Source organism: Streptomyces telluris (genome assembly GCF_024519335.1).
GTDB classification, from domain to species: Bacteria; Actinomycetota; Actinomycetes; order Streptomycetales; family Streptomycetaceae; genus Streptomyces; species Streptomyces telluris.
Window position 1 is genome coordinate 124,328 of sequence record NZ_JANIID010000017.1, and the last position, 14,646, is coordinate 138,973.

Sequence of the window (14,646 nt, forward strand, 5' to 3'; positions counted from 1 at the left end):
TTTCCGTTAGCTGATGAACTGATATGGCTTCACTGGGCCGTTGCGGGGGCCTGCGCGACGCGGCTCACTGAGACGGCGGGCCGTGGTACCGGGGGCTGGTGGCGTGCCACTCCTTGCTGCCGCCCATCCAGGCCCACAGCCCCGCGAGGTAGCGCCGCAGCTCGGGAGAGCCGGCCGCGCTCAGGAGGGCGCACTCCGCCTCCACGGTGTGCATGAGCTCGTCGTGGATGCACGCCGCGCGGTCGACGGCCTCCTGCAGCGAGCAGTTGTCCTCGCCGGCGATGAGGTTGGGAAGGTTGGTGTCGGTGGGGTCTTCCTTGCTCATCGAATACAGGTCGTTGAGCAGCACATTGGCCGTGCCGGCGTACAGATAGGTGCGGCGCACGCGCGCGTCGGCGAATTCCGCGGCCGGGAGCTCGTAGCCGCCGACCGGGTCGATCAGGACCATGCACGGGTAGAAGGCGTTCTCGTAGCGGTGCAGCATGTACTCCCACACGGCGGGGGTCCGCCCGGAGCTGCGCCACTCCGCCTCCTGGTTGTAGCCCACGAACATCACGGCCAGTTCGTGACGCAGCCGGGCGACCTGGGTGGGGCTCGCGATCTCCGCCAGGTGATCGAGACAGGAGCGGAAGGCGCGCAGGACCGGCTCCTTCCGGACGAGGTTCTCGAACTCCGCCAGGTAGCGGGCCGGGAGCCGGACGGGGTCGACGACGGCGTGGGCCATGGCCAGGCGGGAGCCGATCAGCTCGGGGGTGGTGTCCTCCCCCTCGTCGACCCAGTGGTCGTCCACGGCCCATTCGGAGAGACCGCACTTGGCGGCGATGAGGATGCGCTCCGGGTCGTCGGTGTCGGGATGGGCCAGCATGAAGAGCCGGCCGAAGTTGTGGGACCGCAGCCGCTCGAGACGGCCCTGGAAGATCCCGATCTCCTCCGCCCACTCGACCAGCCGGTTGTTCACCTCTTCGCCGAGGGCCGGGTCGTCCCGCTCGGCATCCGGGCAGTAGAGCGGCGGTACGCGCACGGAAGACCCCTCCGAGGAACCCTCCGAGGACCCGCCCGAGGACCCTTCTGCGGGCCGGGCCCCGGCGGCCTCGGCGTCCGTGGACTGCGCAAGCGCCGACGCACCGGGGGTTCCGGAAACCTGCCGCCCGTCTCCCACCGACGGAGCGAGATCCGTACGGAACAGGCGGGCCGCCGACGTGCCCAGCCCCGTCGGCCCGGCGAGGAGCCCGTGCAGCGCGTCCGCCACAGCCGGTGCCGTGGCGCCGGGTGCGAGATCGTGTGGGCGGAGGGCACTGCGCGCACCCGCGTTGAGCGGAGAAGCGCGGTCGAGCTGGGGCATCCGGGGGTCCCTTCGCTACGCGAGCAGGCATCGTGAACGGCGGTCCGTGACACCGGAGTTCTGGGTCACGGCACCCGGCCGACGATGCGCGCGGCGGCAACCGCAGGCACCACCGGTCACCGTTCGCCACCCCGATCAGGCCATGCAGCAGCGTGACCGATCGGCAGGCTGCCGCACAGCAGAAGCAACGCAAGTTCATCCGTATGTAGCTGTGTATGTTTATCCGGTCGGCTAGTGACGCAGATTCAACAGAAGGCCCCGAGGCCTCAGCCGGAGCTAGCCGGGCCGATCGGCCGGGAGTCGTTCGACGCGCCGAGGACCGCGCCGCATGCAGCGCGGTGGCGCTCCTCTTCCCGCTTCGTGCACATGCCGGCTGATGGCCATTTTGCGCGCTCGCGCCCGGGCCCGGGGACACGGCACATTGAACGGCGGCGCGCGCGCAGGCGGACCCCTGCCGGCCACACACTGCCCGATGTCTGCAGGGCAGCGGGCAGCGGGCACCTTCCGCCGGCACTCCCTCACATAGGAGCCCCGAACGTGACCCAGCACATCGAATCGTATTCGGAGACCCTCGAAGACTTTCTCGGCAAAATCCGCAGGTGGTTCCACAACGACCACAAGGGTTTCAAGACCCTGTACTGCGCGGCCGTCCAGAACGTGGTGCCGTACCCGGACGACACACCCGAAGAGGTGCGCTGCGACTGGAAGGACCAGGGCATCGATTTCCTGTGTCAGTTCTTCACGGACTGGTACAACTGGCAGCCGGGCGTCCACAACGGGCTGGACTACATCGAGAAGTTCAGCTGGCTGAACTACGAGAACGACTACGGCATGGTCTTCGTGACCTGCGGCCCGGGGTACGAGATGACCGCCGACTTCACGCACCTGCAAGGCTTGCAGATGGACGAGTCGGGACCCAGGGCGAAGGAACTCATCAACAAGTGGGTCGACGAACTCGGGCCGAAGCGCATGAAGGACTACCACATCGAGGACTGGCAGACCTTCAACGAGTTCTTCATCCGGGAGATCAAGAAGAAGAGGCGGCCGGTCGACGCTCCGAGCGACGACAGCGTGGTGGTCGCCCCGGCGGACTGCGTCATCAACATGATCGTCGACGAGCTGACCGAGACGACGCCGATCCCGGTCAAGACGGTCACCATGAACGTCAGGCAGCTGCTCGGCGACTCCGGCTACGCGGACCGCTTCATCGGCGGCACGGCGGTGTCGTGCATCCTGATGCCCGACAGCTACCACCGGTACCACGCCCCCGTGGCGGGCGAGGCGGTGGAGGCCCGCGATGACATCGGCGGCGTGTACTACGGGATGCGGGACTTCCCCGGACTGCTCGACAAGGGTGACGTCGGCTACGGCTACGACTACTCGATGTTCGACGACTTCCGCCGGGGATACGTGATCATCAGGACCGAGTACCTGGACCGCTTCGGACGCCGCGACGGCGAAGGGTACGTCGGTCTGGTGCCCGTCGGTCTCAACTCGATCGCCTCCGTGAATTTCCTGCCCAAGTTCAAGGGCCTCGACGAGCCGGTCAGGGTGGAGAAGGGAGAGGAGATCGGGAACTTCATGTACGGCGGGTCGCTGAACATCCTGCTCTTCGAGCCCAACCGGTTCCCCGCGCTGCAAATGCTCCAGGGGCAGCGTATCGGGGTACTGGAGGATCCGGAACGGACGACCGGGCTGTTCAGCCGCTCCTACCACCGGCCGTCCCGGCGCCGCCGCCCCCTGAGTCCCTGATCCCCTGCCCCCTGACCCCGCTGCCGAACGGAGGCTGAACCATGTCCGCGGACGACCTCGTCGCCTCGATTCCGGCGAACATCCCCAACACCCAGCGCATCGACTTCTACACCGAGGACACCAAGAAGGCCCGCTCCTACGCCGGGCATGTGCACATCGACAGCACGGAGCACCCGGGCACGCGGAACCACCTCTTTTACTGGTTCTTCGAGAGCCAGACCTGCAATCCCCACGTCGCGGTCCCCGACCAGCAGGAGCTGATCAGCCGGACGCCGCTGCTGATCTGGCTCAACGGCGGGCCCGGCGCCTCCTCGCTGCTGGGGCTGTTCCTGGAGAACGGGCCGCTGTCCGTCGCCGACGACGCCGCCGGGACGATATCGGTGAACCCCGGCTCCTGGAACCAGGAGGCGCACGTCGTCTTCTGGGACCAGCCCCTCGGCACCGGCTACAGCTACTCCGACGTCGGCGAGTACGTCCACGACGAGAAGGCCCTCAGCCGGATGTTCTGGGAGGGCCTGCAGAAGTTCTTCGGCGCGCACCCGGAGTACGCGCAATGCCCGCTCTACGTCTGCGGTGAGAGCTACGCCGGCAAGTACGTGCCGGCGATCGCCATGGAGATCGACGAGCGCAACCGCCACGAGGCGGCCGAGCGACGCATCAATCTCAAGGGAATCGCCGTCGGCAACGGCTGGATCAAGCCCGAGCTGTCGCTCCGCGCCCTGATCGACTACGCCTACACGACCGGATTCCTCGGCATCAGCCAGAAGGAATCCCTGTACAAGGCCTACGACGCCTTCCGCGAAGCCCTCGATGCGGGAAAGCTGAAGAAGGCCACCAAGCTCGGCAATGAACTGGTGGCAACGACCCTGTCGTACGGAGGGAACTTCGACCTCTACGACGTGCGCCGCTGGGACGACTTGCCCATGGGGGCGCTGCGGGCCTATCTGGACAGCGAGGAGATGAAGAAGTCCCTGCACGTTCCGGCGGACGTCGCCTGGCAGTGCGCCGACAACGACGGACCGGTGGCCGAATGGCTGGTCAAGGACAACATGGTGGACTGCTCCTGGCGGTACGCCAAAATCATCGACGAGGGCTACAAGACCCTGCTCTACACCGGGAACTTCGACACCGCCTGCGGGTACCGCAGCACCGAGGAGATCCTGGACCACCTCATGGAGCAGAAGGGCGAGCACGAGCACGCGGAGTGGCGCAACGCTCCCCGGCTGATCTGGACACAGGCGCAGGGGAACCCGAAGGGGTTCGTCCGCCGGCACGGGAACCTGACGCAGGTCGGCGTGCCCGGCTCCGGACACCAGGTGCCCGCGTTCCAGCCGCAGGTCTCCCGGGAAATGCTCTACAACTGGCTCTTCGACCGCCCCTTCCCCGGCTACGACCCGCAGCAGCAGCTCAAACACCGCAACGGCAACACCGGTATGCGTAAGGCCTGAACCCTCCCAGGAGGGAGGAGAATGCGACCGGCTGCGAGCGTGCGTACGGGCTTCGGCTCATTCCCGTCAGCCGGTCGCCGTTTTCCACGGGCTGTACGGGACCGCAGCCGCGGCCGTGTCCTTCACAATCCGCCCGGCGGTGCCGAGGCGCTGAGGCGCTGCGGCCGACCTGCCAGTCCCTACCCGGTGCGCCGGGACCCGAGGCGTCCAAGGCGGTGAGATCGTGCGATACGCCGACGGCCCGCGCTCGATGATCGTCTACGAGGACGGGGCGACGCTCCGTGTGGCCTGGCCGGTGACCGCCCCGGCTCCCTCGGCCTCAGCGTCCCGTATGCGTTCATGGTGACCGTCTTCCCCGCGCGGAGGAGACTGGCCGGTGCCCTGCGCATCGGGCTGTCGGCGAGAGCGAGGAGGAGCCATGGACATCCCCGGTCCCGAGCCCCGGGCGGACGGTGGCGTCGGTGCTGTCGCGGCCGCGGGCGGCCTGCATCAATACCAGTTGCAACTGCACGCCGCGTACGGGCCTGTGGTGCGCTTCCAGCTTCCGGGTGCGCAGGCCGCCGTATCGGTTGCCGACCCCGTATTGCTGGAGGGGACCGCTCACATCGACAAGCGGCCGGAGCAGCTGTTCGAGTTCCTGGCGCCGTTGTTCGAGACGGGCAATCTGCAGGTGATGCCGGCCTATGAGCACGGGCCGTGGCGGCGCCTACTGCTGTCGGTGCTGGCCGGCCGGCCTTCCCACGAGCGGCATTTCGCGCGGTTCACCACGCTCGTGACGGGGCTCGCGGACCGCTGGGCCGAACAGGCCGAACAGGCCGGCCGGACCGGCCGGACCGCTCCCGTCGAGCTGCAGCAGGAGCTCACGGCTCTGTCCCTGCGGATGATCTGCGCGTACGCGCTGGGAGGCGAGGTCGCCGATCCCGGCAGGGTCGTGGCCGCCTTCGAGGACGTGCTCACCGAGCACTTGGGGCAGCTCTACGGGGTTCCCGCCCCCGGCACACGGGAGGAACGGTCAGAGCGGGCTCAGGCGGCCCTCGCCCATCTGCGGGCGACGGTCGATCAGGTCGTCGCGGAACACCGCTCCGGCGACCGCGTCGGCGACCGTGCCGACAGGAGCGATCTGATCGGGGCGCTCGTGGAGGCCGGTGAACGCCCCGCGCGGATCCGCGACACCGTCATGGTGATGATGCTGGCCGCCCACCACACCACCGGCGTGGCGGTTTCGTGGACCCTGCACCTGCTGGGCCGTCACCCCGACGTCGCCGAACGCGTCGCCGAGGAGCTGGACAGCGTACTCGGCGACCGTGCGGCACCCGAGTACGCCGATCTGCGTCGGCTCACGTACCTGGACATGGTCCTCAGGGAGTCGATGCGGCTCTTCCCGCCAGGGCCGTACGGCGCGCGGGAGACGACCGAGACCCTCTTCCTGGGCGAGCGGGGCGAGTACGAGATTCCGGCCGGGACGACGGTCTTCTATCCGATCCGGGCCGTCCACATGAACCCCGCTCACTGGCCCGAGCCCGAGAAGTTCGTGCCCGAGCGGTTCACCCCGGAGGAGACGGCCAGGCGGCCGCGGCTGGCCTACATCCCCTTCGGCATCGGGCCCCGCAGCTGCGAGGGCGCCGCCCTGGCCGTGGTCGAAGCCGAGCTCGTCCTGGCCGTGCTCCTCAAGCGCTTCCGCTTCCGGCCCGTTCCGGGACATGAGGTGACGCCGATCGAACGGTTCGTGCTCCGGGCGGCCGACGACATCCGCATGACCGTGAGCCCGCGGGTCCCGGAGTGACCGGAACGGGGCGGGGTCAGCGCCGGGCGAGCCGGGGAAGGAGGGCTTCGGCGTTGCCGCGGTTGACGGCGTGGAGTTGCCCGGGTTCCCAGTGCGGGTGGTTGTCCAGCGCCTCGTCGTAGCCGGTGCCCCATTCCTCGGGGACCATGGGGAAGTCGCTGCCGTACAGCACGCGCGCGGGGTCCGCGAAGGCCAGGAGCGAGGGCAGCGAGGACGGGCCGGTCATGAAGGCGGTGTCGAAGTAGAAGCGGCGCAGGTCGGCCAGGACCTCCTCCGGGGAGGTGTCGGGCCGCAGCCGCCCCGCGCCGGCGAACCGGTGGGCCGCGTACGGCACGAAGCCTCCGGCGTGCGGCAGGATCATCCTGAGCCGCGGGTGGCGGCGCGGAACCCCGTTGACGACCAGGTGCAGAGCGGTGCGGGTGGTGTCGTAGGGGAAGTCCACGAGCGGGCCGGGCAGGTCGGGGAGCGCGGCGCCCGGGGGTGCGGTGGGGTGGATCAGGACGACCGCGGCGCGTGCGTCCAGTTCGGCCCAGAGCGGCTCGAAGAGCGGGTCGCCGAGGTACCGGCCGTGGGCGTTGGAGAGCACCATCACCCCGTCGGCGTCCAGCTCGTCGAGGGCGTGCGCGGCTTCGGCGAGCGCGCCGTCCACGTCGGGCAGGGGCAGGACGGCGAAGTGCCCGAACCGGTCGGGCCGGTCTTTGACCAGTTCCGCGGTGTACTCGTTGACCGCGCGGGCCGTGGCGCGGGCCCCGCCGGGGTCGTCCGGCGGGCCGACCGGGGCGGCGAACGACAGCACGCCGGCGGCGATCGACCGGCGGTCCATCATGGCGATCGCGCTCTGCACGTCCCAGACCGGCGCGGGCCAGCCGAAGACGGCGGCGCGGCCGGAGATCGCGCGGCGTTGCCCTGGCGGGATCAGATGCTGGTGGACGTCGATGCGTACGGGATCCGTCATTGCCTTTCCGAACCTCCTCGAATTCCCGGAGGGGCGCACGCCGATTGTTCACTACCAAGGCGTACGCCCTGGTAGTTCGCCGTACGACTGTGCCTGAATTACGCATCCAAGGGCATTGCTTGGGCAGCCTTTGACCCACCTCCGTAAGGTAATGTGTTGGCAAAGGGGTGGCTGTACCCGCCGAGCCCGGCCCGGCCGTGGACGCCCCTGTCCCCCGCGCCGGCCGCCGTGCCCCTCGCACCACCACGGCACCCGGCATCCAGTGCTGACCTTGAACACCGCGCTCCCCGGCATGCCCGCGGGCCGCAGGAGAAAGGCCATCATGAAGTCCCTTGCAGACAACGCCCGGTCCTTCACTACGCACGTGGCGGAGCGCGCCGACGAGTTCCGCGCCCTCGAAGCCGGCCAGTGCCCGCAGGCACTGTTCATCACCTGCTCCGACTCCCGCGTCGTGCCCGCCCTGATCACGGGCGCACGGCCGGGCGAGTTGTTCGAACTGCGCACGGCGGGCAACATCGTGCCCGAGTACCGCAGCGACCAGCCCACCGGCGAGACGGCCACCATCGAGTACGCGGTCCGCGTCCTGGGCGTCAGCGACATCGTGGTGTGCGGGCACTCCCACTGCGGCGCGGTCAGCGCCCTGGTGCGAGGCGACGACCTCTCCCGCGCGCCGGCCGTGCGCGGCTGGCTGGAGCGGGCCGCCCCACAGCCCGGGCCGGCGATGCCCGACTCCCCCGACCTGGCGGAAGCGGTCCAGCGGCACGCCATGGCCCAGGTGGAACGGCTCCACGCACATCCGTGCGTGGCGGAGCGGATGGAGGACGGCACGCTGTCGGTGCACGCCTGGTACTACGAGGTGCACACCGGCGTGGTCAGGGCGCACCGGGCCGACGCGACGACCGGGGACCAGTGGTTCCGGCCGCTGTGAACGCCGGGCACGGCGCCGGGCACGACGGGTCCGGCGGAGCACGAAGGAGATCACAGTGTTCGACCTCAAAGCAGAGGCAGACATGCGTCTGTTCTCGGACCGGCTGGCAGCGGACCTGGCCCGGCTGAAGCGCAGCAAGGAGGGCGAGGAGACGGAGGAGGCAGACGGGGGGACCGAGGAGACGAGCGGGGAGACGGAGGAGGCGAAGGGAGACGACGAGACGGCCCCTTCGGCGGACACGCCTCCCCCGGCGCCCGAGGAGCCTCAAGAGCCCGGCGACGACGGCGACGGTCACACGCCCGAGGAGGGCGGCACGAGGTGAAGTCCCGGCGGCCGTCCCGTACACCGGCCCGGCCGCCGGTCGCCGGGTCGCCGGTCACCAGGCCTCCGGTCGCCGGGTCGCCGGGCCACCGGTCGCCGGTCTCCCTCACTCGTTCGGAATGCCGAGCGACGGAACGACACCGAGCTGTTGCAGGAAGCGCAGGACGTCCTTGTCGGCCCACTTCTCGGCCAGCTTCCCGTTCTCGATGCGGTGGATGACCGTCGCCGTGATCTCCACGTGGTTGCCCGTGGCGGGGATGCCCGGGAGGTCGCCCTCGTGGGTGCCACGGCACAGCAGCCGCGTGGCGACCTTGTCGCCCTCCGCCACCTGGTCCTGGATCTCGTGCGTACCCGGGGTCGCCTCCCAGAAGACCTGGAAGATCTCCTTCAGCCCCGCGCGGCCGGCACTGAAACCGGGGAAGGGCGGTGGGGAGTGGTCCAGATAGTCCTCCGCCACGAGGTCGTCGAAGGCGTCGACGTCACCGTTGTCGATCGCGGCGTAGAAGCGGCGGACGAGCTGCTTGTTCTCTTCGATGGACACCCGAGCAGTGTGACCAACGGAGCCGATCCCCCCGGAGATGGCGCGCCATGCCTCCGCCAAGGATCACTCCTCCGGCATGCCGGGCGGTGACGTCGTCGGGGCCGGGCACGGCCCAGACCCCCACCGCCGTGGCCTCCGGGGCGCCAGCGATGATGCCTCCATGGCAACAGACCTCAAGCTCTTCGCGGACTACTTCCAGATCCACCTCCTGGACGACGAGTCCGACGGCGACCTCAGCGACGTGTGGACCGAGCAGACCGTCCTGGACGGCCTGGGCGTCACCGAGGACGCCCTGGCCGTGGGCACCGCCGTCAACGTCAACGTGGCCGTCAGCGTCCACGTCCTCGCGGCACAGCCGGAGGACGACGGCGACGACTACGACCACATCGTCGAGGCGAGCCTCAACCTGGCCTCGGGACGCCTCGTCGTGCTGGGCTGCACCGACTACTTCCCCGACGCGGCACGCTTCGCCATGCCCGCGGGGTGGACCCGCATACGGGCTTCCCGGCGGAACCTGGCCGCGGCCGTCCTCGCGGACATCGACTCGGACAACACCCCCGAAACCACGGAACAGTTGCGCCTGCAGGCCTGGCCAGCGCCGTACGCCGAGCCGCAGATCATCAAGCGGTGGGAACGGCCCACGGCGTAGCAGGGGTCCGGGCCGTACGGCTGCGCCATGCGCGGCCGCTGACGGGAAGGACTTCGCGGTAACCGTCGCCACGATCAACCGTGACGGCGGCCGTTCACGGGAACGGCCGGGAGTTCACTTGATCAGGCGAAGGCGGTCCCGGAAGCCGGCTCCGTGAGGATCCGGCTTCTGCCACTCTCTGGTGCCCATGAGCTCCATGGAGATGGGTATGGGTATGGATTCCGCGAACCGGCGTAAGCCCGGACGGCGTCGCCTGTCTGCCGCCTTGGCTGTCACCGGTTTGCTCTGCGCCGCGATAGCCGCGTGCGGAAGCGGCGGTGGCCAACGCCGGTCCGAGGGCGTGCGGGACACGAAGCCGACGGCCCCGGCCGGGGCCCTGCCGATGACCCCCGTCACCACGTTCCAAGGCCCCTGGCCCTCCCCGGTCGGCGACGGCGGTCCCGCCGACATGGTGGCGCTGGGCGCGCGCCTCGCCTACGCCTACGACCGGGACGACGTCGGTATCACCGCCTACGGGCTCGACTCCGGTGAGCCCGTCTGGCACACGGCCGTACCGGACGGCGTCACCGTCGCCCGGACTCCGCGCCTGGTCGGCGACAAGGTCATCGGCGCCTTCGACACCACGGAAGAGGGCAGCGGGACTTACGCCGACCGGCGCGGCATCACCGTCGTCGCGCTGGACGCACGCACCGGCCGGAGCGTGTGGTCGCGCGAGATTCCCGGTGGCAAGGACAGGCCGGCTGAGGCCGCCCCTCATGTGGTCGGCGCCGACAGCCGGCACGTGCTCGTGGCGTCGTACGAAGAGGGCTACGCGGAGGCTCCTCCCCTGTCCGCCCTGCTCGACAGCCAGACCGGTCAAGTCATCTGGTCCGACGCCGATTTCAAGGGGGTGGACCTGGAAGGGTCGGTGGCCGTCGGCATGCGCGGCGACGGTGACTTCGTGGGCAAGGCCACCTCCGACGGCGACCAGTTGTGGAAGCGGGACCTCCGGCTGGGCGAGGCCATGACGTCGGACCCCGGCCCCGGACTGACCCGGGCCGACGGAACCCAGGCCGGCGGCACCCTGCTGATCGACCCCGTAACCGGCGCGACCCGCCTGAACTCGGGCGACACCTCCCTGTCCAGTTGCCACTACGACGGCTGGAACACGACGGTCTGCGCCGGAGCCGACGGTTCCGGCGAGGCGACCGTGTGGGCCGTGGACGTGCGCACCGCCCGCGTCCTGTGGCGCCTGCCCGACGAGGCGGCCGGCCGTACGGCCCCCGACATCACTTCGGCGTGGCACGGGGTGGTCTACGCCCGAGCCGATCAGGCCATGACCCTGGACGCCCGCACGGGCAGCGACTTGCGTACGGACCTCGGCGCGGTCTCTCCGTCGCTGGTCAACGACGGCTACGGGCTGGTCTACGACCCCCTGGCCCGGGCGATCGACGTCTACCGGGCCACCGGGACCGCCGCCTCCGACTGAGCGCGCACGGGTGCGTGGCACGCCTGGCTTGCTCACAGGCAAGTCGTGACAGGGGCGTGACAAGATCACTGCCGGATGGTCTTCCGGACCTGCCTATGGTGATCGCGCGGCATCCGCCGCACCACAAGAACCACTTCCGGAGGATCCGTGCGACGCATATCCCTCGCACTCACCACCGTCGCCCTCGTCGGCGCCACCGCGGCCCTGGCCGCCCCGGCCCAGGCCGCCCCCGCGGCCGCCACCCGGCCCGCCGCGAGCGCCAAGGCGTGCCACGCGGACAACGCCATGATCTACAGCGACGGCACCCGCCTGCGCACGAAGGCCGGCACGTCGGGCGCGGTCAAGGGCCAGCTGTACTTCGGCGACCCGATCCGCATCCTCCGCTCGTCCGGCGGCTGGGACAACGTCGAGCTGAAGGCCAAGAGCAAGGGCGGCCTGTCCAAGGGCACCCGCGGCTGGGTCGCCCACAAGAACATCATCCCGCCGTTCTGCGGCATGTGACGGCAGAGCAGACGCTGATGGCAGAGCAAGCAGCCAGGCGCTGACGGCAGAGCACTGCTGACCAGGCAGCATCGCACTTCACGCAGGTGCGCGAGCCCGACGGCCCGGACCGGCTCTCGGTCCGGGCCGTCGCGGCGGCCGTAACGGGATGTCCGGTATGCGCCACCGGCACCCCCTGACCGGTTCCCTTCCGGGGGTGGGGCAGGATGGGCCCATGAGTGTTGTGAAGATCAACATGCTGAACGTCCCCGCCGAGCAGCGAGAGGTCCTGGAGCAGCGCTTCGCGGCCCGCGCCGGCTCCGTCGAGAGCTCCGACGGCTTCGAGTGGTTCGAGCTCCTCCGCCCCGTCGAGGGAACGGACACCTACCTGGTCTACACCCGCTGGCGCAGCGAGGAGGACTTCAAGGCGTGGATGGAGGGGCCGATGAAGGCCGCGCACCAGGGCGGCGGCGACGGCGCCCCCAAGCAGAAGCCGGCCGCGTCCGGGTCCACCCTGTGGTCCTTCGAGGTCGTCCAGCAGGCCGCACCCAAGGTGAAGGACGCCTGACCTGACCCCAGCGGGTCGGTGACCGGTCACCGATCGGGAGTCCCGGCCGGCCGACGCTTGCGCCGCGTCCGGGACTCATGGCCTTGCACTGGCCGGATCTTGCGTAAAGCTGGCCCTGCCGACGCTTTCCGGCCAAGATCACCGCGCCGAGGATGGGCATCCGAATCCCTTCCATCCGGTGCCGGTGACCAGGCGGCGGATGCCCGAACCCGCTAGGAGAGTCATGTCTTTGGAGATGCGCAACCTCTGCGAACGGTGCGAGACCACGCCCCTGCCGCAGGACTCGCCCGCCCGCATCTGCTCGCACGAGTGCACGTTCTGCGTGCCCTGCAGCGACGCCATGCAGAACGTCTGCCCCAACTGCGGCGGCGAGCTCGTAGCGCGCCCCCGCCGCGTGTCGTCCCCTGCCGGCTGACCGAAGCGAACACTCCTCGCGCAGGGCTACAGCGGATTGTCGCGCAGCCAGGCCAGGACCTGCTCCGCATGCTCGTTCGGCGGGAAGACCGGATAGAAGACGTGCTCGATCACTCCGTCACGGATGATCAGCGTCAGCCTCCTGTAGAGCGTCATTCCGCTGATCTCGAACGTGGGCAGGCGGAGCGTCTCCGCCAGGTCCGACGCAGGGTCGGACAGCATCTGGAACGGCAGGTCGAGGCGCTCGACGACCTCACGCTGGTAGCCGGTGTCCTGGCTGGACAGGCCGAACACGCCGGCGGCTCCGGCGGCCAGAAGGTCCTGGTAGTGGTCACGGAAGCCGCACGACTCGGGGGTGCAGCCGCGCGCGCCGGGGATCGAGTCCCAGCCTTCGGGCAGGTCGGTGCCCGGGCGGCCGGTGAGCGGGTAGACGTAGATCACCGTTCGGCCCGCGCCGAGCGCGTCGATGCGGATCGTCTCGCCGGCCGTACCCGCAAAGGCCGTGGACGGCGCCTTCATGCCGGGAAGGTGGCCGGCCGCGCCGTCGTCGTCGGGGACGGGCAGGTCGTCGGGCAGGCTCAAGTAGTCGTTCATCGGATCCTCCGTCAGGGCATCGCTCAGGCCCTCTGCTTCGTGGGCCGGGTGGGGGTGGCCGGCTCGACCGGCCTGGTCGGGTGGGTGGTTCGCGTGGACCGGGGCGACGGTGCTGTTCCGGTGAGCCGCCTCCTGGAGGTGCGAGATCAGTGCCGCCCGCCGGGCGGTGAGCGCCTCGATCCGCTCGGTGAGCTCGTCGATGGCGTCCCGGTATCCGGCCAGTGAGGCCGGGCAGTCGTCGGCGTGCCGGCGGCCGGCTTCGAGGCAGTCCAGGAACGGGCGGGTGCGCTCCGCAGGGATCCCGAGGCTTCTGAGCGCCCGGATCTCCTGCGCGAGTCGTACGTCGTCCTCGTCGTAGTCCCGGTAGCCGTTGGCCAGCCTCCGGGGAGTGACCAGCCCCAGCGCTTCGTAGTAACGCACCGCCTTGGTCGTCACCCCCGCGCGGCGGGCCAGCTCACTGATGCGCATGCCACGTGCCCTTCATGTCGACCCCGCCCTCACTGTCGGCCCTGCCCTCGCTCTCGGCCTCGGACTGGGCCCTGGACTGGGCCTCGGCCTCGGCCTGGGAAAACGCTAAACCTTGCCCTCGGGGGCAAGGTCAATCCGAGCCCGGGCGCTCCACGGCGGGAGACGCCGTCGCGAGGAGCGGTACCCCTCGTCAGATGAGAGCGACGGCGTCCCCGGCATCCACCCGGCCGGGCGCAACGACCGTCGCCAGGGCGTCCAGTCGCGCGTCGTGCGCCTTCGCGATCGCCCGCAGGATCAGCGGGGAATGCGGGAGGTCCTGCTGGGCCTCGTTGGTCATCACGCACCGTTCGCTGGAGCGCACGAACTCCACGCACAGACCGTCGCCGATCCGTGCCTTGCGTCCGAACCACTCGTCCTCCACGAAGGGCGGCGTGCCCGGAGGCGTACAAACGAGGAGGTTGGGGCGGAAGCGCCGCTCGTCGACCGGGACGCCGGGAACGGCCGAGCGTACCCAGTCGAGGGTGGCGGTGGTCAGGATGCTGAGCGGGAGCTGGTCGAAGTGGGAGACCGTTTCTTCGCGGGCCAGTTCGACGTCGTTCCGGCCGAGGTACCGGCGGAGGTAAGCGGTCGGTTCCGGAACGGGCACACCCTGCGGGTCCAGCAGCTCGGGGCGTTCCGCCGGCCCGTCCGGGTAGCGGGAGCGCAGCCGGAGCAGGCCGGGCATGCGGCGAAAGCGCCGGGTGTTCTTCCCCGAGCCGAACCGGCCTTCCCCGTCGCGCACCGCGAACAGCCGGTCGCCCACCAGACCCCGCACGTCGACGTCCGCTCGCCGCAGCCGCTCGCCGCCCGTCGATTTGATCGGATAGCGCCAAATGCGCTCGATGATCCCCACCTCGTCTGCCATTTGACAGACGATACAAGAGCCTCCTGCCCGA

At 69.9% G+C, this 14,646-nt stretch carries 15 protein-coding genes; 10 read left to right on the plus strand and 5 right to left on the minus strand.

The genetic code is table 11. The features are described from left to right. Nucleotides 1–64: 64 nt before the first annotated feature. On the minus strand, nucleotides 65–1,342 hold the full coding sequence (locus NQU55_RS19555; RefSeq protein WP_277355349.1) for a family 2 encapsulin nanocompartment cargo protein terpene cyclase: 1,278 nt from the start codon (nucleotides 1,340–1,342) through the stop codon (nucleotides 65–67). A gap of 537 nt (nucleotides 1,343–1,879) precedes the next feature. Between NQU55_RS19555 and NQU55_RS19560 the strand changes: the two genes are divergently transcribed. The 3 genes from NQU55_RS19560 to NQU55_RS19570 all read left to right on the plus strand — a co-directional run bounded on the left by NQU55_RS19560 (nucleotide 1,880) and on the right by NQU55_RS19570 (nucleotide 6,325). Further along, on the plus strand, nucleotides 1,880–3,094 hold the full coding sequence (locus NQU55_RS19560) for a phosphatidylserine decarboxylase (protein ID WP_256790907.1): 1,215 nt from the start codon (nucleotides 1,880–1,882) through the stop codon (nucleotides 3,092–3,094). A 41-nt stretch (nucleotides 3,095–3,135) separates the two neighbouring features. Continuing rightward, nucleotides 3,136–4,542: a S10 family serine carboxypeptidase-like protein gene (locus tag NQU55_RS19565; protein ID WP_168093093.1), complete on the plus strand. Its 1,407-nt coding sequence runs from the start codon at nucleotides 3,136–3,138 to the stop codon at nucleotides 4,540–4,542. Nucleotides 4,543–4,960: 418 nt separating this feature from the next. Next, nucleotides 4,961–6,325 carry a cytochrome P450 gene (locus tag NQU55_RS19570; protein WP_168093092.1) on the plus strand — a complete coding sequence of 455 codons (1,365 nt, stop codon included), beginning with the start codon at nucleotides 4,961–4,963 and terminating at the stop codon, nucleotides 6,323–6,325. Nucleotides 6,326–6,341: 16 nt separating this feature from the next. Here the strand turns inward: NQU55_RS19570 and NQU55_RS19575 are convergent, their stop codons facing one another. Further along, nucleotides 6,342–7,280 (minus strand): amidohydrolase family protein, encoded by a 939-nt coding sequence (locus tag NQU55_RS19575; RefSeq protein ID WP_168093091.1) that lies wholly within the window; start codon nucleotides 7,278–7,280, stop codon nucleotides 6,342–6,344. A 322-nt stretch (nucleotides 7,281–7,602) separates the two neighbouring features. Between NQU55_RS19575 and NQU55_RS19580 the strand changes: the two genes are divergently transcribed. Then, nucleotides 7,603–8,208: a carbonic anhydrase gene (locus NQU55_RS19580; RefSeq protein ID WP_168093090.1), complete on the plus strand. Its 606-nt coding sequence runs from the start codon at nucleotides 7,603–7,605 to the stop codon at nucleotides 8,206–8,208. An 82-nt stretch (nucleotides 8,209–8,290) separates the two neighbouring features. Beyond that, nucleotides 8,291–8,530 (plus strand): hypothetical protein, encoded by a 240-nt coding sequence (locus NQU55_RS19585; protein ID WP_168093089.1) that lies wholly within the window; start codon nucleotides 8,291–8,293, stop codon nucleotides 8,528–8,530. A 105-nt stretch (nucleotides 8,531–8,635) separates the two neighbouring features. Here NQU55_RS19585 and NQU55_RS19590 read toward each other — a convergent pair whose 3' ends face one another. Then, complete coding sequence (locus NQU55_RS19590; protein ID WP_168093088.1) at nucleotides 8,636–9,070, minus strand: ester cyclase; 435 nt, start codon at nucleotides 9,068–9,070, stop codon at nucleotides 8,636–8,638. Nucleotides 9,071–9,230: 160 nt separating this feature from the next. Between NQU55_RS19590 and NQU55_RS19595 the strand changes: the two genes are divergently transcribed. The 5 genes from NQU55_RS19595 to NQU55_RS19615 all read left to right on the plus strand — a co-directional run bounded on the left by NQU55_RS19595 (nucleotide 9,231) and on the right by NQU55_RS19615 (nucleotide 12,650). After that, nucleotides 9,231–9,719 (plus strand): hypothetical protein, encoded by a 489-nt coding sequence (locus NQU55_RS19595; protein ID WP_168093087.1) that lies wholly within the window; start codon nucleotides 9,231–9,233, stop codon nucleotides 9,717–9,719. A 340-nt stretch (nucleotides 9,720–10,059) separates the two neighbouring features. Then, the gene (locus tag NQU55_RS19600; protein WP_168093086.1) at nucleotides 10,060–11,187 is read left to right on the plus strand and encodes an outer membrane protein assembly factor BamB family protein; all 1,128 of its coding nucleotides are present in this window, start codon (nucleotides 10,060–10,062) and stop codon (nucleotides 11,185–11,187) included. A gap of 147 nt (nucleotides 11,188–11,334) precedes the next feature. Then, the gene (locus tag NQU55_RS36845; RefSeq protein WP_168093085.1) at nucleotides 11,335–11,688 is read left to right on the plus strand and encodes an SH3 domain-containing protein; all 354 of its coding nucleotides are present in this window, start codon (nucleotides 11,335–11,337) and stop codon (nucleotides 11,686–11,688) included. Nucleotides 11,689–11,902: 214 nt separating this feature from the next. Then, the gene (locus NQU55_RS19610; protein ID WP_168093084.1) at nucleotides 11,903–12,235 is read left to right on the plus strand and encodes an antibiotic biosynthesis monooxygenase family protein; all 333 of its coding nucleotides are present in this window, start codon (nucleotides 11,903–11,905) and stop codon (nucleotides 12,233–12,235) included. Between the two features lie 223 nt (nucleotides 12,236–12,458). Then, nucleotides 12,459–12,650: a DUF1272 domain-containing protein gene (locus NQU55_RS19615; RefSeq protein ID WP_168096418.1), complete on the plus strand. Its 192-nt coding sequence runs from the start codon at nucleotides 12,459–12,461 to the stop codon at nucleotides 12,648–12,650. Nucleotides 12,651–12,676: 26 nt separating this feature from the next. Here the strand turns inward: NQU55_RS19615 and NQU55_RS19620 are convergent, their stop codons facing one another. Continuing rightward, nucleotides 12,677–13,711, minus strand: coding sequence for a MerR family transcriptional regulator (locus NQU55_RS19620; RefSeq protein ID WP_168096419.1), 1,035 nt, complete (start codon nucleotides 13,709–13,711; stop codon nucleotides 12,677–12,679). A gap of 190 nt (nucleotides 13,712–13,901) precedes the next feature. Further along, on the minus strand, nucleotides 13,902–14,615 hold the full coding sequence (locus tag NQU55_RS19625; protein ID WP_168096420.1) for an MOSC domain-containing protein: 714 nt from the start codon (nucleotides 14,613–14,615) through the stop codon (nucleotides 13,902–13,904). Nucleotides 14,616–14,646: the final 31 nt, after the last annotated feature.

What these genes read in the sequence shown, in the direction of transcription:
- NQU55_RS19570 (WP_168093092.1), top strand. Translation starts at nt 4,961, where the DNA reads ATGGACATCCCCGGTCCCGAGCCCCGGGCGGACGGTGGCGTCGGTGCT.
- NQU55_RS19610 (WP_168093084.1), top strand. Translation starts at nt 11,903, where the DNA reads ATGAGTGTTGTGAAGATCAACATGCTGAACGTCCCCGCCGAGCAGCGA.
- NQU55_RS19620 (WP_168096419.1), bottom strand. Translation starts at nt 13,711, where the DNA reads ATGCGCATCAGTGAGCTGGCCCGCCGCGCGGGGGTGACGACCAAGGCG.
- NQU55_RS19575 (WP_168093091.1), bottom strand. Translation starts at nt 7,280, where the DNA reads ATGACGGATCCCGTACGCATCGACGTCCACCAGCATCTGATCCCGCCA.
- NQU55_RS19625 (WP_168096420.1), bottom strand. Translation starts at nt 14,615, where the DNA reads ATGGCAGACGAGGTGGGGATCATCGAGCGCATTTGGCGCTATCCGATC.
- NQU55_RS19580 (WP_168093090.1), top strand. Translation starts at nt 7,603, where the DNA reads ATGAAGTCCCTTGCAGACAACGCCCGGTCCTTCACTACGCACGTGGCG.
- NQU55_RS19565 (WP_168093093.1), top strand. Translation starts at nt 3,136, where the DNA reads ATGTCCGCGGACGACCTCGTCGCCTCGATTCCGGCGAACATCCCCAAC.
- NQU55_RS19585 (WP_168093089.1), top strand. Translation starts at nt 8,291, where the DNA reads ATGCGTCTGTTCTCGGACCGGCTGGCAGCGGACCTGGCCCGGCTGAAG.
- NQU55_RS19615 (WP_168096418.1), top strand. Translation starts at nt 12,459, where the DNA reads ATGTCTTTGGAGATGCGCAACCTCTGCGAACGGTGCGAGACCACGCCC.
- NQU55_RS19595 (WP_168093087.1), top strand. Translation starts at nt 9,231, where the DNA reads ATGGCAACAGACCTCAAGCTCTTCGCGGACTACTTCCAGATCCACCTC.
- NQU55_RS19555 (WP_277355349.1), bottom strand. Translation starts at nt 1,342, where the DNA reads ATGCCCCAGCTCGACCGCGCTTCTCCGCTCAACGCGGGTGCGCGCAGT.